Annotated in this window: 26 protein-coding genes; 7 read left to right on the top strand and 19 right to left on the bottom strand. The window is 38.9% G+C overall.

Annotated elements, in window-relative coordinates; translation table 11 throughout:
* Positions 1–66: 66 nt before the first annotated feature.
* The 7 genes from ABVM50_RS13390 to ABVM50_RS13360 form a co-directional block, all read right to left on the bottom strand.
* Positions 67–480, bottom strand: coding sequence for a DUF2141 domain-containing protein (locus ABVM50_RS13390; protein WP_405199019.1), 414 nt, complete (start codon positions 478–480; stop codon positions 67–69).
* 94 nt (positions 481–574) lie between these two features.
* Entirely contained in the window at positions 575–1,909 is a 1,335-nt protein-coding gene (locus ABVM50_RS13385; RefSeq protein ID WP_405199018.1) for a DUF58 domain-containing protein, read from the bottom strand.
* A complete protein-coding gene (locus ABVM50_RS13380) occupies positions 1,909–2,913 on the bottom strand; it encodes an AAA family ATPase (protein ID WP_405199017.1) in 1,005 nt (334 codons plus the stop codon). The genes ABVM50_RS13385 and ABVM50_RS13380 overlap by 1 nt, the downstream gene beginning before the upstream one ends.
* Complete coding sequence (locus ABVM50_RS13375) at positions 2,891–4,096, bottom strand: DUF4350 domain-containing protein (protein WP_405199016.1); 1,206 nt, start codon at positions 4,094–4,096, stop codon at positions 2,891–2,893. The genes ABVM50_RS13380 and ABVM50_RS13375 overlap by 23 nt, the downstream gene beginning before the upstream one ends.
* On the bottom strand, positions 4,089–4,847 hold the full coding sequence (locus ABVM50_RS13370) for a DUF4129 domain-containing protein (RefSeq protein ID WP_405199015.1): 759 nt from the start codon (positions 4,845–4,847) through the stop codon (positions 4,089–4,091). Before ABVM50_RS13370 ends, ABVM50_RS13375 begins: the two co-directional genes overlap by 8 nt.
* 1 nt (position 4,848) lies before the next feature.
* Positions 4,849–5,709: a hypothetical protein gene (locus ABVM50_RS13365; RefSeq protein WP_405199014.1), complete on the bottom strand. Its 861-nt coding sequence runs from the start codon at positions 5,707–5,709 to the stop codon at positions 4,849–4,851.
* Positions 5,702–6,664 (bottom strand): stage II sporulation protein M, encoded by a 963-nt coding sequence (locus tag ABVM50_RS13360; protein WP_405199013.1) that lies wholly within the window; start codon positions 6,662–6,664, stop codon positions 5,702–5,704. Before ABVM50_RS13360 ends, ABVM50_RS13365 begins: the two co-directional genes overlap by 8 nt.
* 34 nt (positions 6,665–6,698) lie before the next feature.
* On the opposite strand from ABVM50_RS13360, the gene ABVM50_RS13355 reads away from it, so the two are divergent.
* Positions 6,699–7,412 (top strand): RDD family protein, encoded by a 714-nt coding sequence (locus tag ABVM50_RS13355; protein ID WP_141877968.1) that lies wholly within the window; start codon positions 6,699–6,701, stop codon positions 7,410–7,412.
* On the opposite strand, the gene ABVM50_RS13350 is transcribed toward ABVM50_RS13355, so the two are convergent.
* Positions 7,413–8,186 carry a peptidylprolyl isomerase gene (locus ABVM50_RS13350; RefSeq protein WP_405199012.1) on the bottom strand — a complete coding sequence of 258 codons (774 nt, stop codon included), beginning with the start codon at positions 8,184–8,186 and terminating at the stop codon, positions 7,413–7,415.
* Between ABVM50_RS13350 and ABVM50_RS13345 the strand changes: the two genes are divergently transcribed.
* Both ABVM50_RS13345 and ABVM50_RS13340 read left to right on the top strand, forming a co-directional pair.
* Positions 8,185–8,823: an NUDIX hydrolase gene (locus ABVM50_RS13345; protein WP_405199011.1), complete on the top strand. Its 639-nt coding sequence runs from the start codon at positions 8,185–8,187 to the stop codon at positions 8,821–8,823. The two genes, ABVM50_RS13350 and ABVM50_RS13345, sit on opposite strands and share 2 nt — an antisense overlap.
* Before the next feature lie 73 nt (positions 8,824–8,896).
* Positions 8,897–9,700 carry a lysophospholipid acyltransferase family protein gene (locus tag ABVM50_RS13340; protein WP_405199010.1) on the top strand — a complete coding sequence of 268 codons (804 nt, stop codon included), beginning with the start codon at positions 8,897–8,899 and terminating at the stop codon, positions 9,698–9,700.
* A 33-nt stretch (positions 9,701–9,733) separates the two neighbouring features.
* On the opposite strand, the gene ABVM50_RS13335 is transcribed toward ABVM50_RS13340, so the two are convergent.
* Together ABVM50_RS13335 and ABVM50_RS13330 are read right to left on the bottom strand one after the other, a co-directional pair.
* Positions 9,734–10,369 carry a hypothetical protein gene (locus ABVM50_RS13335; protein WP_405199009.1) on the bottom strand — a complete coding sequence of 212 codons (636 nt, stop codon included), beginning with the start codon at positions 10,367–10,369 and terminating at the stop codon, positions 9,734–9,736.
* A 6-nt stretch (positions 10,370–10,375) separates the two neighbouring features.
* Positions 10,376–10,870, bottom strand: coding sequence for an RNA polymerase sigma factor (locus ABVM50_RS13330; RefSeq protein WP_141877963.1), 495 nt, complete (start codon positions 10,868–10,870; stop codon positions 10,376–10,378).
* A 125-nt stretch (positions 10,871–10,995) separates the two neighbouring features.
* Between ABVM50_RS13330 and ABVM50_RS13325 the strand changes: the two genes are divergently transcribed.
* Entirely contained in the window at positions 10,996–12,303 is a 1,308-nt protein-coding gene (locus tag ABVM50_RS13325) for an NAD(P)/FAD-dependent oxidoreductase (RefSeq protein ID WP_405199008.1), read from the top strand.
* Positions 12,304–12,337: 34 nt separating this feature from the next.
* On the opposite strand, the gene ABVM50_RS13320 is transcribed toward ABVM50_RS13325, so the two are convergent.
* Complete coding sequence (locus ABVM50_RS13320; RefSeq protein ID WP_141877961.1) at positions 12,338–12,772, bottom strand: hemerythrin domain-containing protein; 435 nt, start codon at positions 12,770–12,772, stop codon at positions 12,338–12,340.
* Positions 12,773–12,947: 175 nt separating this feature from the next.
* Between ABVM50_RS13320 and ABVM50_RS13315 the strand changes: the two genes are divergently transcribed.
* From ABVM50_RS13315 to ABVM50_RS13305, 3 genes are all read left to right on the top strand, one after another.
* Positions 12,948–14,273: a 2TM domain-containing protein gene (locus ABVM50_RS13315; RefSeq protein ID WP_405199007.1), complete on the top strand. Its 1,326-nt coding sequence runs from the start codon at positions 12,948–12,950 to the stop codon at positions 14,271–14,273.
* Complete coding sequence (locus ABVM50_RS13310) at positions 14,273–14,587, top strand: 2TM domain-containing protein (RefSeq protein ID WP_405199006.1); 315 nt, start codon at positions 14,273–14,275, stop codon at positions 14,585–14,587. Before ABVM50_RS13315 ends, ABVM50_RS13310 begins: the two co-directional genes overlap by 1 nt.
* Positions 14,588–14,653: 66 nt before the next feature.
* Positions 14,654–15,352, top strand: a complete 699-nt coding sequence (locus ABVM50_RS13305; protein WP_405200714.1) for a LytR/AlgR family response regulator transcription factor — start codon at positions 14,654–14,656, stop codon at positions 15,350–15,352.
* 312 nt (positions 15,353–15,664) lie between these two features.
* On the opposite strand, the gene ABVM50_RS13300 is transcribed toward ABVM50_RS13305, so the two are convergent.
* The 8 genes from ABVM50_RS13300 to ABVM50_RS13265 all read right to left on the bottom strand — a co-directional run bounded on the left by ABVM50_RS13300 (position 15,665) and on the right by ABVM50_RS13265 (position 23,299).
* Complete coding sequence (locus ABVM50_RS13300) at positions 15,665–16,468, bottom strand: anti-sigma factor domain-containing protein (RefSeq protein WP_405199005.1); 804 nt, start codon at positions 16,466–16,468, stop codon at positions 15,665–15,667.
* A 2-nt stretch (positions 16,469–16,470) separates the two neighbouring features.
* Positions 16,471–17,001, bottom strand: a complete 531-nt coding sequence (locus tag ABVM50_RS13295) for an RNA polymerase sigma factor (protein ID WP_405199004.1) — start codon at positions 16,999–17,001, stop codon at positions 16,471–16,473.
* Positions 17,002–17,090: 89 nt separating this feature from the next.
* Complete coding sequence (locus tag ABVM50_RS13290) at positions 17,091–17,684, bottom strand: superoxide dismutase family protein (protein WP_405199003.1); 594 nt, start codon at positions 17,682–17,684, stop codon at positions 17,091–17,093.
* 102 nt (positions 17,685–17,786) lie between these two features.
* Positions 17,787–18,998: an alpha/beta fold hydrolase gene (locus ABVM50_RS13285; protein WP_405199002.1), complete on the bottom strand. Its 1,212-nt coding sequence runs from the start codon at positions 18,996–18,998 to the stop codon at positions 17,787–17,789.
* Between the two features lie 95 nt (positions 18,999–19,093).
* On the bottom strand, positions 19,094–19,843 hold the full coding sequence (locus tag ABVM50_RS13280) for a DUF1080 domain-containing protein (RefSeq protein WP_405199001.1): 750 nt from the start codon (positions 19,841–19,843) through the stop codon (positions 19,094–19,096).
* A 10-nt stretch (positions 19,844–19,853) separates the two neighbouring features.
* Positions 19,854–20,906 carry a sugar phosphate isomerase/epimerase family protein gene (locus ABVM50_RS13275; protein ID WP_405200713.1) on the bottom strand — a complete coding sequence of 351 codons (1,053 nt, stop codon included), beginning with the start codon at positions 20,904–20,906 and terminating at the stop codon, positions 19,854–19,856.
* Between the two features lie 4 nt (positions 20,907–20,910).
* Positions 20,911–22,053: a Gfo/Idh/MocA family protein gene (locus ABVM50_RS13270; RefSeq protein ID WP_405200712.1), complete on the bottom strand. Its 1,143-nt coding sequence runs from the start codon at positions 22,051–22,053 to the stop codon at positions 20,911–20,913.
* Positions 22,054–22,060: 7 nt separating this feature from the next.
* Complete coding sequence (locus tag ABVM50_RS13265; RefSeq protein WP_405199000.1) at positions 22,061–23,299, bottom strand: nucleoside permease; 1,239 nt, start codon at positions 23,297–23,299, stop codon at positions 22,061–22,063.
* Positions 23,300–23,320: the final 21 nt, after the last annotated feature.

Raw genomic sequence — 23,320 nt, 5'->3', positions numbered from 1 at the left:
TTGACTTTGTTTTATCTATACAAAAAACCCACCAATTGGCGGGTTTTCATACGATTCTCTGAGATCTTAAAATCTCAGACTTAATTTTTTCGTGGAATCATCCAGCTTAAATTTGGTATCACTCCACATTGGTGGTCCCATGAATTTACTTTCACCGCTGGTTGCATAACTTTCCGTAGGCATTCCATTAGTTTCGAAATCCATTCTACCATTGCTATTTTCGTCGTGCATCACAACCAGTGCATAATCTCCTTCTGGCAGATCTTCAAATTTTACCGTGGCTTTCCCGTCTTTAATATCAGATTTTTGAGAAAAGGTAGGTTCTCTCATAAAGTTTTCCTCCTTGTAAAGTGCGAATAGCACTTCGCCATTGTCGTTAGTGACATTTGGAATTGTTACTTCAAGTTCGTGAGTGGTTGCAGTCTGAGCATTTAATAGACTACCAATAAATAATGCGAGTAATAATAATACAGTTTTCATAAGGATTGGTTTTGATTACATTTCAAATGTAGATCATAACCTCCTTGTATAGAAGTAATTATATCTGAACTGTCGAATTTTGAGGATGAACCGTTTATATGAGTCCGCGAGCTTTCACTTCCAGGTATTTATTGATCGTATTGATACTTAGATCTTTTGGAGGAGTAAGTATGGTCTGGATGCCGAATTTTTCCAGCTCTTTGACCATCATGATCTTGTCATGTTGAAAAGACTCAGCAATCGTCTGGTGCGCCATGGTAGATATATCCTTTTCTGCGGATTGTTGGGTAAGGCCGGTAATTTCAGTGTTTTCGAAGAATATGACTACCAGCAAATGTTTTTTACTGATCGCTTTTAAATAAGGTAGCTGCCTTTGCAGCGCGCTCATATGTTCGAAATTGGTATATAGCATTATAAGACTACGATGGGTAATACTTTTTTGAACTCGCGCGTAAAGCGTGCTGAAATCACTGTCCAGGTAGCCTGTATCTACACGATATAAGGACTCCATGATCTGTTGCAGCTGGCTAAGTCTAGAGCTGGCTTTCAGAATACCATGCACTTTATTACTAAAACTTAGTAACCCAACCTTGTCTTTTTTGCGGAGTGCAATATTGGAAAATGCAAGGGAACTGTTAATCGCATAATCCAGTAAGGATAAACCTTCAAAAGGCATCTTCATGACTCTTCCTGTATCTATGATACTATAAACCGGTTGGGAGCGCTCATCCTGGAATTGACTGACCATCAAGGCATTTTGTTTCGCTGTCGCCTTCCAGTTGATGGTTCGTACATCATCTCCACGAACATATTCTTTGATCTGTTCGAATTCCATCGTATGTCCAATCTGCCTAATACGTTTCATTCCCTGCAAATTGATCTTTTGGTCCAAGGCTAGAAAATCCAGTTTTTTCATCTGAACAAAAGAAGGATAGACTTTTACAGATTGCTCTTTTCCAGTTATATATCTTCTTCTTACAAGCCCAAGCCTGCTAGAAATATAGATATTCAGGTTGCCGAAAATGTATTCTCCACGTTCCAGCGGGATTAGTTGATATTCTAATTTTTCTTCGGAACGGGAGCCGAGCTTTTTATTTTTTAAAAAATCTCTTTTCTGAAATTGTAGAGGAACTTCATCGATCACTTCAGCTGTCACTGGAAACCTGTAGTTATTCCGAAGTTTAAGAATTACCTGATTAGGATCTGAATTGGAAAATTTCTCTGGCAGTATGCGTTCTGCTAACACTGCTTTTCCAGAATATAACGCGATTATATCCAGCAAAGTTGCTATTGCCAGTATCATGCTGATGATCCAGGTAATGCTGTAGAGCCAGTCCACCCAGAACGAGATCAGGAATAAGACCGCGATCCCTATCAGGCAATAGAAGAACAGTTCTTTAAAATATAGACTTTTCAGAAACTTCAGCACTATCGGGGAATTTCTACAGATTGAGTGATCATATCCACGACGTCATCCGCTTTCATTCCTTCCATTTCTCTGTCTGGAGAAAGTATAAGCCTGTGACTTAATACAGGTTTCAGTACGTTCTTAATATCTTCCGGAATTACAAAGTCTCTACCATTGATGGCGGCGTATGCTTTAGAAGCATTCATGATCGCTATGGAAGCTCTTGGACTTGCGCCAAGATATAGATGAGAATGATTTCTCGTTTTCATCACCAGTTCTGCAATATAATTCATCAGTTTGTCTTCTAGTACGATCTCATGGATCTGGGAGCGTAACATAGCGATCTCATTTGGATCGAGAACCGGTGAAATTTCAGCTTCCGGCAAATTGCCTTTTCTAAGATGGTGACCCTTTAAAATCTCGATTTCTTCTTCCAGTTTCGGGTAATCTACTTTGATCTTAAATAAAAACCTATCCAATTGAGCTTCCGGCAGGGCATAGGTTCCTTCCTGTTCTATGGGATTCTGGGTGGCCAGCACCATAAAAGGTGGTTGCATAGGATACAGATTCCCATCAATCGTAACCTGCCTTTCTTCCATCACTTCGAACAAAGCTGACTGTGTTTTTGCCGGAGCTCTGTTGATTTCATCGATAAGCACTACATTCGAAAAAATAGGACCTTTCTTAAATTCAAATTCCGAAGTTTTCACATTGAAGATCGAAGTTCCCAAAACGTCACTGGGCATAAGATCTGGTGTAAATTGAATTCTACTGAAGTCGGTTTTGAGACTTTTAGCAAATAACTTTGCGGTCACCGTCTTGGCCACTCCGGGAACACCTTCTATAAGAACATGTCCGGTTGCAAGTAAGCCTACGATCAAAAGTTCTACGAAATTCTCCTGACCCACAATCACCTTTCCTAGCTGTGATTTTAGTTTATCCACAGAAGATTTCAGGCCTTCCAGTGGAATCCTGTTCTCAAATTTTAATTCGTCCTGTGGCTTATGTTGCTCCTGATTTTCCATCGGTAAATTTGTAATGATTAATATAAGTACTTAGCTCCAGAAACTCCTGTTTCGAGCTATTCTTATTCTTTTGAAATAATTCTATTTTCTTAAAAAGCTCATTCGTTGCTTCCACTGAATTTGAGCTTTTAGCAGCCAGATCCTGTTTAAATTCAGCATCTATTTTTGAAGTTTCTAAACGATAATCCCGTCGAATATACTCTAGAAATAACGCGATCTTTTTATATCCCAGTTCCTGAAATCGATTTTGCTCTAGGTATAAGCTTGAGATAATCCCTGTATACTCATAAGACCGGTTCTTTGGTGGATCAATGACCGGAATTGCGCGTTGCTTTCTTTTGCCTTCAAAAATAATATACAGTACGACGCATAAAAACAGGGCATAATAAGCCCATCTCAAGGATCTGTTATTCAGTAAAATATATAGCGAAGAACTGTAGAAAGATTTTCCGGATTTATAATACGCATCCCAGTAGACTTTACCAGCAGGTAGATACGCCAGAAGATTACCGGTATATTCATAATTATCATCCTTTAGCATGAAGTAATTACTAAAAACCTGAGGTGCTGTATGAAGAAGGATCGTTCCTTCTCCAAATTCTGCTCTTATAAAATTGACCTTAGGCAACAGTTCGTCTTTGCGTGTAAATCCTAGTGCTGTATGATTTAAGGTGTCAATTTCAGTAAAAAAAGATTTCGTTACCTGCTTATCGAATACGGCATCATCTTTCAGTTTGATATTCGGATTGTAAAAGTTCAGATCCTGAGCTTCAGTAAAACCATCTACATCAATTTCAGAACCTATTTCTATCTTCAAGGTATCCATCAGATTCTGACTGTAATCATGTGCTGAAATAAATACAGTATTTCCTTCAGAAACCCAGTTCAGCAAATGATCCAACTCATCATCATCAAACCCAACACCTTTATTAAAGAAGAAATAAGTGCCTTTGGCCTCTTCAGAATTCAAAAATTCATAAGGTGGGATTTTGAGCATTTCCAGGCTATCCCCCGAAGTTCGTTTCCAGCTTTCATAAAAAACCTTGGAGCCAAGCGGAATTTGATCGGAATGAGTATAACTTGGATTCCAGTTGATCTCTTCTTTTACCGATGTTTTCAGCCAGGTGAGTACAATGACCACTAGTACGAAAAGTGCGATCGCAAACTTGTAGGTTCTATGCATTTTTGACCGGTTTTAATTCATTTTCGATCTTGCTGAATCCATTTGCGGCTATCTTATAATCTGCGGAAGAAACCCTGAAGTTACCATACCAGATAAACTCATAGAACTTAGTGACCTCTGCAAACAGCTGTTGTAATCGCTCTTCCGGGATCTCCTGTAAATATTCTTTATTGGTCTTCTGAAATTCATACTGAATAAAATCATTTTCATCCAGTAATTTTAAACTTCTCAGGTATTGATATCGCACAGCAAACCTGTAGTTTTCTTCTGAAACTGCTTTACTAATCAGGCTGCTTAAATCTTCATTTTTCACCAGTTCCTCTTCCTCGCTAAGAATGACTTTACTTTTTCCAGGTTCTGCCAGGATCTTAGCACCTGGATTAAGCCGGGTGAATAACCAGACAATCAAAGCCAGAACGGCGAAAATAATTACGTACGGGAAGATCCTTATAAAGAATGCCAGGATTCCGTTTGCATCATAACTTCCAAAAAGCCAGTTTATAAATTGATTATACTTGAGGTTCAACCATTTTTTAAATCGAACCCACCAACTATCTTCCTCTGTACTCTCAAGATAATTATAGGCATCCTGCTTTTTGTATTCTTCAATTTCAGTAGCATCGAATTCAACCGGAACAAGATCTTCAGACTTTTCCACCTGAATATCTCTCAGAAAAATTGAATCTTCTTGAGCACGTATATCCTGAGTAAGACTCAGAAGAATTATAAAATACAGCAGGTATAACTTCAAACTATCGGTTGTTTCCCAGGTTTTGAATTGTTTCGTAAGTACCGGTAAAATTTTTCTTTTCGTTAAGATGAAAGTATACAAAGGCAACCCCAATTACGGTCATACTATAAATAATATATTGTATTGCTGAAGAGATCGCGTTAATGATCACATACCCAGTTCCAAACATATCCTGAGGTTCTGCTGCAGAAGATTCTGAAGCTACTGTAAAAGCGCGAATGAATATATAAATAAGTGCAGGCAGCTGGAAGATGAGTCCGATAACATAAATCAGCAGGTATATACAAAGAAGGGTGGCGAAGGTCATCCACCAGTTGTCTTTGACCAGCTGAAAACTTTCAGATATACTGTCGGTTACTCCATTTCTACGGAAGACGAGGATTGCAGTTACCAGTGACAATGGAACAAATACATAAATCCCCGGGATCACAAAGAACATAAACGCGGCGAAAGTAATAATGCCTGTAAGTATAGATAATAGCAGGATCTTTCCGAAGTCCTGTTTCAAACCATTTTTGACCTCCTCATCTTTTATGTGTCCGTCATTATTTATATACGACAGGATCATATGATTCATAGTCCCGGTCATAGAACTGAAATACGCTAGGTAGGCGATCATAAGTAGTGCCAGCGCAACGATCACGTTGGAAGCGTCCAGGTTTCCGCTGGTAAATAAACTACTTCCAAGGGTGGTGTAGGTGTAAAAGGTAATGGCAGCAACCAGTAGAATAAATGAGGGCCCTACGAGTTTAAAGAATAATCGCAGTCCGGTTTTATAATTCTCTCTAATAAATTTGAAAGTAGCACTCAGGATCTCCCCAAGTTCTCGCTGTTGTTTAAAATTAATGTGGTTGTTATGCATTGTTGGTTTTGTTAGATAATAGGATTGGGTAAATAACGTAGTAGAATATGATTAGTAGTAATGATAAGCTTATGATAGTGATGGCAAGCCAGTCCGGCATTTGAGTGATCCTGGTCACAAATCCCTCCAGGAATCCGGCTATAATGAAAAAAGGTACTGTACTAATCACAATTTTGAGTCCGTCCTTAATTCCCATGGTAAAGGATTTCAGCCGGCTGTAAGTTCCCGGGAAAAGGATACTTTTTCCAACCACCAGGCCTGCGCAGCCAGCTACAATAATAACCGAAATTTCTATGGTTCCATGGATCCAGATCGTTCTGGCAGATTCCCAGAGCAAACCCTGTTCGTAAAAGAAATATTGAAAACTGCCCAGCATAACTCCGTTTTGCATCATCACGAAAACAGTCCCGATCCCGGCGAGTACTCCCAGTGAGAAGGCAGTGAGAGCTACCCGAATATTGTTGATGGTGATACCCAGGAACATATTTGTTTCTGAAGCCTGTTTATAAACAGCCATTGGATCTTTGTTCGCAATATTTTCAAGCGTCATGTTCACATAGGCATCGCCTAGAATAGATCTTAGAAATGAACCATCTGTAGCCGCGCTATAAGCACCAACCAGGCTAAAACCTGCAAATATTAGAAAGCTCCATAAAAGTTGCTTTTGGTGCCGATGAAATTCCCTCGGGAATTCTTTAGTAAAAAATGTGATGAACCTGCTTTTAGATTCTTTTTTTGCTTTATAGATTTTCTGGTGGGCAGTAGTTGCTAGTCCGTTTAAGTATTGAACGGTATTGGAACCAGGATAAAAGGTTGAAGCGTAACTCAGGTCATCGCTAAGCTCCACGTAAAGATTGGAAAGTTGATCTGGATTCAGTGATTTATATTTCTGAAGCAGACTTTCATACTTGACCCATTTATCTTTATTTTGCCTTACAAAAGCTGCCTCGCGCATTCTTAAATTTAATTGAACCAAAGTAACATATTTAATGGATAATTTTCAAATCGAAACTGCCCAAAATATCAATATTCAGCACAATATTGCGGGAGTGGGTGAGAGGATCCTTGCTTTTTTTATTGATCTCGCAATTATCGTGATCTATATGATCCTTTCTGGTCTTCTCATCGCAGGAGCGACCAATGGAGCTGGAGACCAGTGGATGTATTATACAGTTCTTGGGCTTCCCACCATGTTGTACTATTTACTGTGGGAAACTTTCTGGAACGGGCAGACTCCGGGAAAGGCGATTCTTGATATCCGCGTGGTACGCAAAGATGGTAGTCGTCCTACTTTTTCTAATTATCTAACCCGCTGGTTACTTCGGTTGATTGATATCTCGGCAAGTAGTGGAGGTGTTGCGGTGGTAACTATTCTATTCACTGGAAAAGGACAGCGACTGGGAGATCTTGCGGCGGGTACAACGGTTATTACTGAAAAAAAGAAATTTGGTATAGAGCATACGCTCGGTGCTAGTTTTTCTGAAGATTATACTCCTAAATATCCGCAGGTCACCGTACTTTCAGATAAAGATGTGCAGGAGATAAAGAATTTGTACCAGAATGCTAAAGCTGAAGGGCATCACCATATCATCCTGAACCTGAGTAAAAAAGTAGCTGAATTACTGGATGTAAAATTTGAAGAAAGACCTATGGAATTTCTGGATAGAGTGGTGACCGACTATAATTACTACACCAGTCGATAGTTATTCCATAACTTCAATATCCATTTCTATATTATTAACAGGCCATTCAGATTCTCCGGTTTCAACCTGGGAAATCTTTTCGGCTACATCCATACCACTTATTACACGACCAAAAACCGTATGATCGTTGTTTAGATGCGGAGTTCCATTTTTATTCATAACGATAAAAAACTCAAATGGGGAAGAGGCTTTGCTTACGTTCTGTTCGGCATATTTTGCTGCTGAAAAGGCTCCGTAGCTATGTTGATGTCCTGCTTCATACTCGCTTGGGATCAAATAACCTCCCACGTCACCACGATTATCTGCGGTGATCTGGTTGTCTGCATTACCACCCTGTATCACGAAACCCGGTGCAACCCTATGGAAAAAAGTGTTGTCAAAATAGTCATTTTTCGCAAGCATGATAAAGTTTGCCCGATGCAATGGAGTATCCCTGTATAGCTCGACATCTATATTTCCGAATTTTGTTTTGATCCTTATCCTGGTTTCAGGATGCTCATTACCGTACTTGCGTAAGACCGGCATCAATTCTTCCTGCGCGATAGGATACATGTCATTCTTCTCGAATTCGGTTTTAGTGTTTGCTTTTTTAATTTCTGCTTTACGAATCTTCAAGATACTATCTCTGGCCTGCTGTGTAGAGTCTTTTTTTCTTTGAAGCTGCAGCTCTTCTGCAGTAGGTTTAGCCGACTTTTCTGAGGAACTTTGCTTATCTTCACAACTTGCGAAAAAGAGAACTGAAAAAATTGTTAGTAAAAGAGACTTTCTAAACATGGAATTCAAAGATTTTAAAAACAGGATTTCAAAGTTAAAAAAAATGAAGTTGCCGGGAGAGGAGGCGCATCGAAAACTGGCTCCAATGATGAGAATAAAAGAATTGGAGGAGCTAGATATGGAGCAGCTAAAGCCTCAGGAAGCTGGAGTGATGGCTTTATTTTATCCAGACCTGCAGCAAAAAACCCGGATGGTATTGATTCTTAGGAAAACCTATAAAGGAGTGCACTCCAATCAGGTAGGATTTCCAGGTGGTCGGGTAGAACCGGAAGACAGAGATATGGAACATACCGCTCTAAGAGAAACTGAAGAAGAAGTAGGAGTTCCACAAAGTTCAGTAGAAGTGATTGCAAAATTGTCTAGGTTATATATTCCGCCTTCCAACTTCTGGGTTTATCCATTTATAGGAATACTGGATCATACTCCAGAACTTATTCCGCAGGAATCTGAAGTAGAAGAAATTATGGAGGTACTTTTAAGTGAATTTCTGGATGATAATAATTTAATAAACGAGACTCTAAGTACTTCTTATGCCACTGAAATTGAAGTGCCAGCTTATAAACTGAATAATAAAGTTGTGTGGGGAGCTACTGGAATGATGCTCGCTGAAGTTCGGGAAATGTTGCTTAAGATTTAAGTTGAGAGATATTACTATATTTGCCCGGTTTGTTAAGGAAATCTAAAAATTTCAACAGGATAAAATAAGTAGCATGGGATTGTTTAAGAAAAATCCGTTTGGACATTATCAGTTCTTGAAGAAGTGGCTTATTCGCATTTTTGGTGTTTTAACTCACAGACGCTATCGTGGATATAATGAATTACAGATAGAAGGCTCTGAGATCATCAAGAATCTACCAGATACCAACGTACTTTTTGTTTCCAATCATCAAACATATTTTGCAGATGTTACGGCAATGTTTCATGTATTCAACGCAAGTTTAAGCGGACGGGTAGATAGTATTAAAAATGTAGGCTATATCTGGCAACCAAAACTAAATATCTACTATGTAGCTGCTAAGGAAACCATGAAAGCAGGCCTTTTAACCAGGATCATGGCTTATGCCGGAGCGATCACTGTGGAACGAACCTGGAGAGCAAAAGGGCAGGAGGTAAAAAGAGATGTTAATCCCAACGACACTCAGAACATTGGTACGGCACTCGATGATGGGTGGGTGATTACATTTCCGCAGGGAACTACGAAACCTTTTAAACCTATCCGGAAGGGAACGGCTCATATCATCAAGAATCATAAACCTATCGTGATCCCAATCGTGATCGATGGCTTCCGAAGATCATTTGATAAAAAAGGACTTAGAATCAAAAAACGAGGGATACTTCAAACATTTCAGATCAAGGAACCTCTTGAATTTGATTACGAGAATGATAGTATTGAAGATATTGTAAAGAAACTGGAATATGCAATTGAGCAACATCCTTCCTTCCTTAAAGTAATTCCTTCAGAAGAAATACAGGCGATGGAAGACCTGAACGAACAAAGACGTTTCGGGTATTAATAAAAAAAGCCGGAATCACTTCCGGCTTTACTTTTACATTTCTAACTTTTTCAATTCCTTATAATTTCGGTGCAATCTTCGAAGCAGGATTCCGTAGACCAGCGTGTAGATCAACCAGATAACTCCAAGTATTGCCGCCAGAAGAAGCAAAACTCCTCCAATAAATAGTACCCAATTCTTCCAATCGAAAGCCATATCTGGATTAGCAATTTCCGGTGTCAGTGCATGAGTTCTAAAAACGATTATAATGGAAAATATAAATACGAAAGCACTGGAGATCAGAATGAAACCTATGTAATATTTTACGGTTTTTCTAACTTTCAAAATGGTCTTCATTAAAACTGCAGCGCTATCTGTAGCATTGATTGCGCGGTAATTTTTATAGAATTTATAGATAAAATAAAATGTGATTAGGTAAGAAACCACATATGTTATAATTGAGAATAATGTAAGATTATATTTTTCCAGTTTAGCCCAGTATTCATCATCTGTGACAAAAATATTCAATGCTGCTCCAAGTCCAAACTCAATAATACTTATAAAAAATATCCACTTCACAATCGAAGAAGAACGCTTCCAGATAAGCTTATATATCTGGTCGTAAGACAGCTGGGGAATAGACTTCTCCTGCTTCTTCCAATCCTTTTTTAATAGATCTAAATTATCCATACGCTATCAAGGATTTATAATGTTCTGTAATTTCGTTTTCACTCTATTCATTTTTACACGTGCATTAACTTCGGTGATCCCAAGAGTTTCAGAGATCTCGGCATAATTTTTATCTTCAAGATAAAGAAAGACCAGTGCCTTGTCGATATCGTTCAATTGTTTGATCGCATCATACATTAGTTTTAAATGTTGTTCCGCAGTATCATCATAAGCTTCCGTTTTTATTTTAAAGTGTACACTATCATAATCCTGGGTTCGTATACTTTTCTTCTTTTTTCGGTAGAGCGTGATGGCCGTATTCAAAGCAACCCTGTACATCCAGGTACTAAATTTTGAATCTCCCCGAAACTTGGGGTAAGCTTTCCATAACTGTATCGTAATTTCCTGAAAAAGATCATTATGCGATTCCTGATCATTGGTATAGATACGGCAGATTTTGTGTGCAATGTTCTGGTTTTGCTCCAGGTTTGTTACAAACTGATGTTCTAGGTCTTTGTTCACGAATCTTCTTGGTTAGCACTAATAGGTAGATAAAAAGCCTGTAGCGTTACAAAAATCTTTAATTTATAGTTAATCCATCTTTCTTTGCTTCTAAGAATCTTAAATTTGAATAAAACCAACCGAAAATGATTATTCCAAAGTCTGATTTACCTAGAGTTGTAGTAGTTGGCGGTGGCTTCGCCGGGCTGGCACTGGCAAGAAATTTATTGAAGCAGGACGTGCAAATGGTCTTGTTAGATCGCCATAATTATCACACCTTTCAACCATTGCTTTACCAGGTTTCCACTTCGGGACTGGAACCAGATTCGATCGCTTATCCATTAAGAAAAATTACGCGTTCCAGTGATCGCTGTTTTTTCAGGCTTACGGAGGTTAAATCAATTTCTGCGGAAAAAAATACCGTTCACACCAGTATTGGTGATATTATCTACGATTATCTGGTCATCGCGACGGGTTCAAAAACTAATTTCTTCGGAAATGATAGTATTGAAGAACATGGAATGTGGATGAAAACTGTTCCGCAGGCGCTGAATATCCGTAGTCTTATCCTGGAAAACCTGGAACAGGCTACCATCACAGATGATCCCGAAAAACGTAAATCATTGCTGAATTTTGTTCTTGCCGGTGCAGGACCTACAGGTGTAGAGCTTAGCGGGGCGATTGCAGAACTTCGAAATCATATAGTACCCAAAGATTATCCTGATCTGGATCCAAACGAAATGAACATTCATCTTCTGGAAGGTATGGGACGGGTTTTACCTCCTATGAGTGAACATGCTTCTGAAAAGGCTCAGGAAATGCTGGAAGAACTTGGTGTGAAAGTACACCTGAATACGATGGTTGAAAACTATGATGGTCATTTGGTAACAACAAATACGGAACTCGCACTAAAAACTGAAACTTTTATCTGGTCAGCCGGAGTGACAGGAGCACCTGTAGAAGGTTTGAACGCTTCAGCTATGGTCGAAAAAGCGAATCGATATGAGGTCAATGCCTTTAACCAGATTAACGGTTACGAGAATATCTTCGCCATTGGCGATATCGCTTTAATGGCAACCGAAGACTTCCCAAGAGGTCATCCTATGGTGGCACAACCTGCTATACAACAAGGGAAACATCTAGCTAAAAACATAAAAAGATTGATCAAAGGAGAGCCTCTGGAAGCTTTTGATTATTTTGATAAGGGAACTATGGCTACTGTTGGTAGAAACAGGGCAGTAGTAGACCTGCATAAATGGAAATTTTCAGGCTTCTTCGCCTGGTTCGTCTGGATGTTCGTGCACCTGTGGTTTTTGGTAGGCTTCCGTAACCGAGCCGTTACTTTCTTTAACTGGCTATATAATTACGTGAACTTCGACAAGGCTGCAAGATTGATCATAAGACCTTTTAAAGGTCATGAAGAACGAATGTCCATGGATAAGGATAAAACATAAAAAAAAAGGCCGTCGTATGACGGCCTTTTTTAATTTATCTTCTTTCTTTAATCTCCTTATTATAATCTGAGGCCAAAGAAGTTTTTTGATTATCGGTAAGTACTTTTCCAGCCAACTGAAATACTTCCTGCTCTTCTTCATCGAGATGGTGGATCAATTGATGTTCCAGATCTTTGGCGATTTTCAGCCAGTTAGAAGCATCCATTTCGGTATCTTCAAGTTGTTCAACCAGTTCATCCATTTCATGATGCTCTGCAACACTATGTCTTGCCTTTTCCTGGGTCATGTCCTTTTCCATAAGCGGAATATAAAAATGACGCTCTTCAGCATCTTCATGAATTTTTAATTCATGCTTTAGATCTTCAAAGATCTTTTTTCTTTCTTCAGTTTTCCCTTCGGTTTTTATAAGCTTGTCGATCAGGTCACGCTGTATTTCGTGCTCCTGTCTTAGTGCTTCAAAAATTGTCATGCTTGTAGAATTTTATGATTTGTTTCCAAGATATTCATTTTTAATTTAAAGATTTTCTAATTTACCGAATACATTGGTCAAACTTCTAACAGTTCAGCCATTAGAAATAACAGTTCAGTAATAAAACTTTCAGTAAAAGACAGAAAGAGTACATCTTTGACATAGAATTATACAAATGAAGAACCTATTAAAAATATTAAAGATCAGTGTTATTGTGAGTTTAGTCATAGCTCTACTGGATGCTACTTTCAATGGATTTAGCTTTAAGGCTCTTGCCGACTGGGAGAACCTGGCCATGTATTTCTTTTATTCATTTGTACTAACCTCGATAAACGTACTTTATTTCTATTACTTTAATAAAAAGGTAGGCTGGAAAGATGCCGGACTTAAAAGAGCTTTTATAGCTTCTTCCGGTTCAATCATATTGACCTTACTGGGATATTTTCTATGCAGACTAATTGATAAAACAGTTTTTGGAAAACAGCCAATACCGGAGTTTCTCGAGAATGAAAGTCTTAGCTTTTATTTCTTTCCGCTACTATTTACCACGATCGTTACCCTGGTTTTTCATCTTATTTATTTTTATAAAGCACTTCAGGAGAAGAGAGTCAAAGAGCAAAAGATCATAGCAGGAACAGCTTCAGCTAAATTTGATGCATTAAAAAATCAATTAGATCCACATTTTCTATTTAATAGTCTGAATGTGCTTGCTTCGTTAATAGATGAAAATCCATACCAGGCACAACGTTTTACTACCTCACTTTCAAAAGTTTACCGTTATGTGCTGGAACAGAAAGATAAAGATCTGGTGCCACTTTCAGAAGAACTGAAATTTGCAGGGACCTATATGAAATTGCTAGAAATGCGTTTTGAAGACAGTATCTTCTTTGAATTTCCTGAGCAATTATCTTCAGAAGAAGCAAAAGTAGTTCCGTTATCATTACAGCTGTTACTCGAGAATACCATCAAACATAACGTGGTAAGTGACAGCAGGCCTCTACATATTAAAATTACTGAAGAAAACGGCTACCTAATTGTACAGAACAACTTTCAGAAAAAAGAAGTTCTGGGCGATCGAAAAGGCGTAGGGCTTCAGAATATCGTAAACCGCTATGATGTGGTGACCGAACGAAAAGTATTAATCGAACAAAATGAAGATCACTTCAAGGTGAAACTTCCAATACTAACTAAACAAATATCAATTATGGAATCGACCAATATCAACGAACAAAATGCGTATTTCAAGGCAAAACAGAGAGTAAAGGAGATCAAGGAATTTTATGGAAACCTTATATCTTACTGCGTAGTAATCCCTTTTCTAATATTTATAAATTACTTTACCTACTGGGGTTTCCAGTGGTTCTGGTTTCCATTATTTGGATGGGGAATTGGATTGACCATTCACGGTTTTTCAGTTTTTGGATATGGATCTGACTGGGAAGAGCGTAAAATCAGGGAATTAATGGAAAAGGATCAACAACAAAATAAAAGCTGGAACTAATGGAAATCGATTATAGAAAAGATATGCGCTACAAGCAGGCGCAGAAAAGGATCAAAGATATCAAAGGTTTTTACGTCCACCTAATTGTGTATGTATTCGTGAACATAGCCATTTTTGTGGTAAGTACACGCCAGACAGGTTTCGAAGAAGGGCTTACCAGGTGGCAGAATTATTCTACACTATTCTTTTGGGGGATAGGTTTATTCGCTCATTGGGCGAGCGTATTCGGTCCAAATTTTATCTTCGGAAAATCCTGGGAAGAGCGTAAGATCAAAGAGATCATGGAAAAAGACAAAAAGCAACTTTGGAAATAAATCTGGACTGTGACGAAAGTAGTAATTATTGAAGACGAAAAACCTGCCGCACGACGCTTGCAGAGAATGCTGACTAATCTGGGAATGACTACGGAAGTGATGCTACATTCGGTTAGTGATGCTGTTAAGTGGTTCCAGAATAATCCGGATCCTGAGCTTATATTTCTGGACATCCAGTTAAGCGACGGACTCTCCTTTGAGATCTTTGAACAGGTTTCTCCGAAAAGTGCCATTATCTTCACGACGGCCTACGATGAATATGCTTTGAAAGCCTTCAAATTAAATAGTATCGATTACCTGTTGAAGCCAATTGACGACGAGGAACTGGAAGCCGCAATCACAAAATTTGAAAGTACGAGAAAGAAGGAAGGTCTGGACCTGCAGGAAATTAGAAGTATGCTTACGGGACAATCTTCTTTGAAGACATATAAAACCCGTTTTACAGCTCAGGTAGGACAGCACTTAAAACTCGTAGAAGCCAGCGATATCGCCTGCTTTTATTCTGAAAATAAAGCAACCTATATGCATTGTTATTCCGGGAGAAATTACCCGGTTGATATTCCTCTGGAACAACTGGAGGATGAATTAGATCCTGAAAGGTTTTACCGGGTGAATCGAAAATGTATCCTTAATATCAAAGCGATCAAAGACATACTAACCTATTCCAATTCAAGACTTGAAGTGAAGATCGAAAACTTTACTGAATTTCAGATCATTGTAAGCCGTGAGCGGGTTAAGGACTTTAAATCATGGCTAAACAATTGATGTTGAAATGTTAAAGTTGATTATTTTAAAACCGCAGGGAAGAAGCTTCCGTATATCTTGATATATAAACTCGGTTTGTTTGAATAATTTTTGGTCGAATTATGTCGATTTGAGTTTTTGATTTTTTTGGTTGGTTAGATGTTAGGAGTGAGGACCCTCGGAAATCCTTCTAACGTTTACAAAGTAAGCCCCACGCATTCGCGTGGGGCTTATTAATTTATATAAGGTGTAGTTTGCTTTTATTGATCTAGAAAAACAAAACCCTGCGTTATAACGCAGGGTTCTTAAAATCTATTGGAGTTGTTTTATTTGTTAGGGAGCAGATACTGCACCAAGTACATAGAGTTGCTCCATGGTTGGTGATTCACTACCACCTTCAGGCTCTAGTGTAATACCGAAAGCTTCCGATTGGTTTGCATTCTCAAGCTCGAATATTTTGTTGTCGTCTACTGCGTAAGTATCCAGAAGACCTATACTCGTTGGTGTTAAAGGATCCATTTTAAGAGACCATACCTGGTAGACCTTTCCTCTTGGAGGTTCAGGTAATTCTTTAGCATCAATGTATGCTTTGTTGTCTTCCTTGTTCCAGTAAACTGCTGCATATGCTTCAGGAGCTACGTTCTGACCTTGTAGGCTTACCCTTGAAATGTTCTTACTTCTAAGAATGGAAAGGAGATCTTCGCTTTTTTCTGCATCTTCACGAATATCAACAATTTGTTGTTCCATTCTGGCACTGCGAACCTTTTCAGAATTCAGTTGCTCCCTTAGATCGTTATTATCTTCAAACAGGAAGAATAATCCAACTAAGAGTAGGATACTGGCAGCCCATCCAATATAGGATACCCATGGTGTTCTACTTTCAGTTTCCATGGTAACTACTTCACGATCACCTTTTCGGGATAGTTTCGCTTTTATACTTGCTAACAAGGCCTCCGGGTTGTAAGGAGCTGTCGCTGCCGAAAGTTTAAGCAATGCAGCCTCGATCTCTTCAACTTCCTTTTCAACCTCAGGATGTTTCTTGAGTACTGCAGAGACTTCCCTGCTTTCAGTTTCGGTTAAAGCTCCATAAACATAAAGCTCTAAAATTCCTGATTCTATGTATTCTTTAATTTCCATTCTTATTCAGCTAACATATTCCGAAGTGAATTGATACACGCTCTGTTTCGGGTTTTAACCGTGCCCAGTGGCATATCCAGCTCTTCCGCTGTTTCCTTCTGTGTAAATCCTTTAAAGAACAGCAGATCTATCAATTTTTTGCAAACAGGTTTTAGAACATCAATATATTTATGAATTCCAATTGCATCTGCCTGAGCAGAGAAGTTAGACTTGCTTTCCAGAATATCTACGAAATTATCTGCTGTCAGGTTTTTCTGGCTGTTCTTGTGTCTCTTGGAGCGAAGCTGATCTATAGAAGCGTTCCGGGCAATATTTAAAATCCAGGTAAAAAACCTTCCTTTGCTCGAGTTGTAAGATGAAGCGTTATTCCAGATCTTTAAAAAGACATCCTGTAATATTTCCTCTGCGATATCCTTGTCATTTACTATACTAAAAATAATCCCGTAAACACTTTCAGAATAAAGCTCGTAGATTCTTTCAAAAGCTCTTTGGTTACCATTCTGAAGTTCAAGGATTAAACCGTCTTGCTGCATAAGTAGTATTTATAAAAAATAAATATAGTTCATAATATGGTATAAAAAAAGCGGCTAAATAGCCGCTTTCAAATAATATTTAATGCTTATTACATTTCAATAACTCCGCAACCAACTCTGGTTCCGGCAGCTCCTGAAGGTTGAGACGTATAATCATCTACACCATCATGAACGATTACTGCTTTTCCAGCAAGATCTTTATTTTTGTCACCACAATCAAGACACCATTCATCGGTAGTAAGATTAACGGTTCCATTACCTTTGTCATCAACTTCGAAGTTTCCTATATCACCTTTGTGGAAACCTTCTGAATCACCCCATTTTCCATGGTCTTCACCAGTTGGGTTCCAGTGTCCACCGGCAGATTTACCATCTGCTGCAGAACAGTCGCCTTTTTCGTGAATGTGAATAGCGTGAGTTCCTTCAGCAAGACCACTAATAATTGCGGTCATTGAAACTTCACCATCTTCCTGGGTGAATACTACATTACCACTAAGGTCTGAATTGCTAACAGATTGCAAAGTAACTTTTGCTTTCTTCTTTTCATCATTTTTCTGGCTATCCATTTCTGAAGACATTTCGGTCTCATTCTGGTCATCCATTTCTTTTTCTTTCTTGTCGTCTTTACATCCTGTGAAAACTAATCCGGCGCAAAGAACTAGAGATAAACTAATACGTTTCATACTGTATCGATTGGTTAAAATTCGGTTTACAGGTCTAAATTAGTCCTATTGTCATGTGCAGCCAAAAGTTTAAGGAGAGCTTAACAATAGAACCATACCCGCTTAATCACGCAATTTGGAATATATTTTACCGGTAGAGGATAAGGTTTTATGGACAGGGCATTTATCTGCGATCTGCATCACACGTTTCAGTTGCTTTTCATCAAGATCACCTTTGATCGAGATCTCTCTTTCGAAAGTATCAATCTTAGCACCGGCATCTTCGCAATTTTCGCAGTCATCAGCATGCTTTTTCGAATAACTAACGTGGGTTTCTACATTCTGAATACTCCAGTTCTTCCGGCGGGCATACATTTGAATGGTCATGGAAGTACAGGCGGCAAGTCCCGCTGATACCAACTCGTAAGGAGTAGGACCAAGATCTGCACCACCAACTTTGGCAGGTTCATCTGCTATAAAACTATGATTTCCCGTTCTAATCTGGGTAGTATAGCCATGTTCACCAAGGTTTGCAACCACCTCATGATCTGTACTTAATTCTTCCTTTTCTTCGGAATCTATATAACGTGCAGCCCAGGTAGCGATCAGGTTTCCTGTATATAAGGAGTCACTCTTATCACTCAGCATATGATCTGCACCATCTAGGCTCACAAAGCTTTTTGGATGCCAAGCAGATCTATACAAATCTTCAGCATGATCTATGGACACAATATTATCTTGTGGAGAATGTAATATCAGCAAAGCTTTTCTAATTTCCTGAAGCGCTGTGGCATCCTCATTGTCATCCAGGTCCTTTACAAATTGCTGTTTGATCCTGAATTCTCTACCACCAATATTCACTTCGGCATAACCCTGTTCCTCGATCTCCTTCATATTGGATTTAAAGTGAGATTTTACGTGGGTAAGATTGGAAGGTGCATTTATAGTGACCATACAACGAATGCTTTCCAGCTGTTTTGAGGCAAATAAGGCTGCCGCTCCTCCAAGGGAATGTCCAATCATGATGCTAGGCGCATGGTAATTTTCCTCGAGGTACTTAGCTGCCGAGATAAGGTCTTCTACATTTCCTGAAAAGTTGGTGTCTTCAAAATCTCCTTCACTATCTCCCAGGCCAGTAAAATCGAATCTTAGCACACCGTAGCCATGTGATGCCAGCGTCCGGCTAATATTCGTAGGTGCGTGAAAATTTTTGTTACAGGTAAAACAGTGGGCAAAGATCGCGAAATTTGTAGGGGTTTCATTAAGTGGCAATTCTAGAACTCCCTTCAGTTCTTTACCGTCTGCATTTTTAAAGCTTATATCTTTCTTGTTCATGTATCAATTTTATTTTTTTAAGATACTTTATTTTGTAGAGTATGGGGTATAAAAAAAGCTGCATCACGCAGCTTTAATTATTATTTAGCAGAATTTTATAATTCCTTGATCTTTATGTTACGATACCAAACCTTGTCATCATGATCCTGTAAGGCAATATGGCCACTACGATTAGCTCCGAAACCTTCCCATTCACCAAATTTAGAGTTTTTTACCATTTCTTCCCATTCTTCTCCATGTACTGGAAATTCAGTTACAAGAGTTCCATTTAGTTCTACCCATCCTTTATTCTCTTCGTGGTTGATATAGATCGTCTCTTTATTCCATTCTCCGGCTGGTTTGGTCGCATCTTCACTTGGAGGAACCATATCGTAAAGGGCTCCTGCAGTTCGGTTTGGACCATTTTTAGCGTCTGGGTGTTTTTGATTGTCCAGTACCTGTATTTCTGGTCCGGTTAAATAAGGCTCAGCATATTTTTCATCTTCCTGAACTGCCCACATCACACCGCTATTTCCACCTTCGGAAATTTTCCATTCAAAACTCATTTCAAAGTTTTCGAATTCCTCTTCAGTAATAAGATTTTCAGAAGATTCTCTTTCTTCAGCTGAAGGAGCAAAGGCGATCACACCATCTTCAACTTTCCATTGGGAAGAGATGCTATCTTTATTATATGCTTTCCAACCATCAAGATCTTCACCGTTAAATAATTCCTGCCATTCCTGCTCTTCTTCCTGCATGGCAACCGACTCCTGAGAGTCCATATTCTCAGCTTCGGTTTCTTTATTTTCATTCTTACACGCAGTAAGCGCTAATATTGAACAGCCTATAATTGCTAATCTTTTCATTGTTGAGTGTTTAAATTCCTAAAATATTCTTGAGTTTATTTTCATCGATTTCTGAACCTGCAAAATCATCAAAACGCTTTTGAGTTGCTTCAATTATATGTTTCTGAATAAATGGAGCACCTTCTCTAGCACCCTGTTCAGGACTTTTGATACAGCATTCCCATTCCAGCACCGCCCACACGTCACAACCGTATTCAGTAAGCTTAGAAAAAGCATTTTTGAAATCTACCTGTCCGTCGCCTGGATGTCTGTATCTACCAGCGCGGTCTTTCCAATCGCCATAGCCACCAAACATTCCTTTTTTGCCCGTAGGCTTAAATTCGGCATCCTTAACATGGAACATTTTTATGTATTCATGATAGTGATCTATGTACTCCAAATAATCGAGTTGCTGTAATACAAAATGGCTTGGGTCATAAAGAATATTCACTCGTTTGTGATTATTGGTAGCCTCAAGAAAACGTTCAAAGGTCACTCCGTCATGCAAATCTTCTCCTGGATGTATCTCATAACAAACGTCAACTCCCTGTTCATCAAAAGTGTTCAGGATTGGCATCCATCTGTTCGCAAGTTCCTTAAAACCCATCTCCACAAGTCCTTCAGGTCGCTGAGGCCAGGGGTGAAAGGTGTGCCATAACAAAGCACCACTAAAGGTTCCATGAATATCAATTCCTAAATTTCTACTGGCCTTAGCCGCATATTTTAATTGATCTACCGCCCATTCGGTTCTTGCTTTCGGATTATTCTTATAATCATCTGGAGCAAAATTATCGAACATTAGATCATAAGCAGGATGTACAGCAACTAGCTGTCCCTGCAGGTGTGTGCTTAGCTCGGTGATCTCTAGTCCGTAAGATCCTACGGCGCCCGCTAGTTCATCGCAATACATTTTGCTTTCTGCAGCCTTTTTAAGATCGATGAGCCTGGTTTCCCAGGTTGGGATCTGAATTCCTTTATAGCCTAAGTCTGAAGCCCATTTACACAATCCTTCCAGGGAATTGAAAGGCGCATGATCATCCATAAACTGAGCCAGAAAAACTGCCGGTCCTTTTATTGTCTTCATCATATTATTCTTCTTCCATGCTTACCCAAACATTACCTTGTTTGTGTGAAGCTACTGTTTGTTCTATAAAATGCATTCCTCTATAGCCATCATGCAATTTTGGATATGCACCTTCAAATTTGCTGTTATCTTTTATTGCCTGCGCAACTCCATAATAGATATTCCCCATAGAATCAAAAATCCCTTCAGGATGTCCTGCAGGAAGTTTAGTTCCTTCAAGGGAGAAGTGGCTATTATAAGCATGACCTGGTTTAAGTACTTGCAGTGGTTGATCCTCCTTTAGCAAATAAAGATAATTTGGGTTTTCCTGTTCCCATTTTAAACCGCCTTTATCTCCATATATCTTGACTGAAAAATTATTCTCTTCACCTGTTGCGATCTGGCTTGCCCGCAGAACACCTTTTATCTTTTCAGAAAAGCGTAAAAGAACGGTTCCGTCAATATCCATAGGATTATCTTCATATAGATAATTAAGGTCTGATAGGATATTTTTCACCTGCATTCCGGTAACATACTCTGCCATATTAAACGCGTGCGTTCCAATATCACCAATACAACAGCTAATTCCAGACTTTTCAGGATCCAGTCTCCATGTGGACGCACGTTTCTCCTTATCATGAATTAACGGATTGATCCATCCCTGGTAGTATTGTACATCTACTTTCTGAATTTCACCTATTTCACCATTTGCGATCATGGTCTTCATTTGCCTGATCATAGGATACCCGGTGTAAGTATAAGTCACCGCGAAAATCTTGTTATTTTTCTTCTGAAGCTTATTCAGGATCTTAGCTTCTTCGAAAGTGGTGGTCAATGGTTTTTCGCAAATCACATTATAACCATTCTCAAGCAACTGTTTTGCCATTGGAAAATGCAGAAAATTAGGAGTGAGTACTGAAACTACCTGCATTCTATCTTCTTCTGAAAGCTTTGCTTCTTCATCTACAAGATTATCTAGATCACGATAGACTCTTGAAGGATCAAGCTGAAGTTTCTTACCAAAATCAAGACTTTTTTGATGATTGGTATCAAATACACCACCTACAATTTCAAACTGGTCGAACATATTTGCTGCGACTCTGTGCAGAATTCCTATAAGAGATTCTTCACCGCCACCTAATATTCCGAGTTTGATCTTACTCATAATTCAATGTTTAAATTTCAATATCTTTTTTGTCGATCTTTTCGTTTCTGAAAAATAAGGCAAAAAGGAGCAGGACTCCAAATGCAAATGCCGCAGGATATACCCAAATAGTTTCCCATTCATGCATTTTGTCTCCTGTGACGTACGCATTGGTAATCAAACCAGCCACATAGAAACCTATCAACATTCCCACGCCATAGGTAGCTAGAGTGATCAATCCCTGTGCTGAACTTTTATATTTTGAGCCGGCTTTAAAATCTGTATAGATCTGTCCAGAAACGAAGAAGAAATCATAGCAGATCCCGTGTAAGGCGATCCCGGTAATAAGCATAAATATTAGTTCTCCGGAATTGCCATAAGCGAATAGCAGGTAACGTAAGGTCCAGGCCAGCATTCCAGCGATAATTGTTAATTTAAAACCAAATCTTTTAAAGAAGAAGGGTAGTAGTAACAGGAATAAAACTTCAGATGCCTGCCCAATGGTCATTAAGCCGGTTGGGTTTTCTACTCCAACTTCAGAAAGGAATGGATTTGTATTCTGATAATAAAAAGCCAGCGGAATACATATAAGAACAGATGCCAGGAAGAACATTAGAAAGTTTCTGTCTTTCAGTAATCCTAGTGCATCTAACCCCAGCGTTTCTACGACACTTACTTTTTTAGATTTATCTGCAGATGGTGGAGTTTTTGGAAGCGTAAAGCTGAAAATTCCTAAAAATGCTGAAGCGATACTTACCATCAGGAAGGTGTTTTTCAGCATGCCTTCCTGTCTTGATTCCGGAGAATCCCAGAAGAAAATATAACTGATCACCAGTCCGGCTATGATCCATCCAATTGTCCCGAAAACACGTATAAAGGAAAATTCTTTTGCAGGATCTTTCATCTGGTTAAAGCTAACCGAGTTTACAAGAGCCAGTGTCGGCATATAGGCGATCATGTAACCAAGTACTAACGGATAGAATTCAGCAAAATCTGTGCTTTGATACATAAAGTACATTAAAATTGCACCTGTAAGATGTAAAATCCCAAGGATCTTTTCCGCATTAAAAAATCTGTCGGCAATCATTCCTACGATAAAAGGTGCGATGATAGCTCCCCAGGATTGTGTAGAAAAAGCAGTTGAGATCTGAACGTCTGTTGCATCTAAATTGTAACCGAGATAGGTTCCCAGTGTAACGAACCAGCCACCCCAAATGAAGAATTCTAAGAACATCATTAAGGATAATTGGAAGCGGACTAATTTGCTCATAAATAGGACTTGTTGGAATTG

The organism is Christiangramia sp. LLG6405-1, from assembly GCF_045055805.1.
In the GTDB taxonomy this organism is placed as follows: Bacteria; Bacteroidota; Bacteroidia; order Flavobacteriales; family Flavobacteriaceae; genus Christiangramia.
Note: the sequence above shows the minus strand (reverse complement) of the source record. Positions and strands in the feature narration are given on the sequence as shown.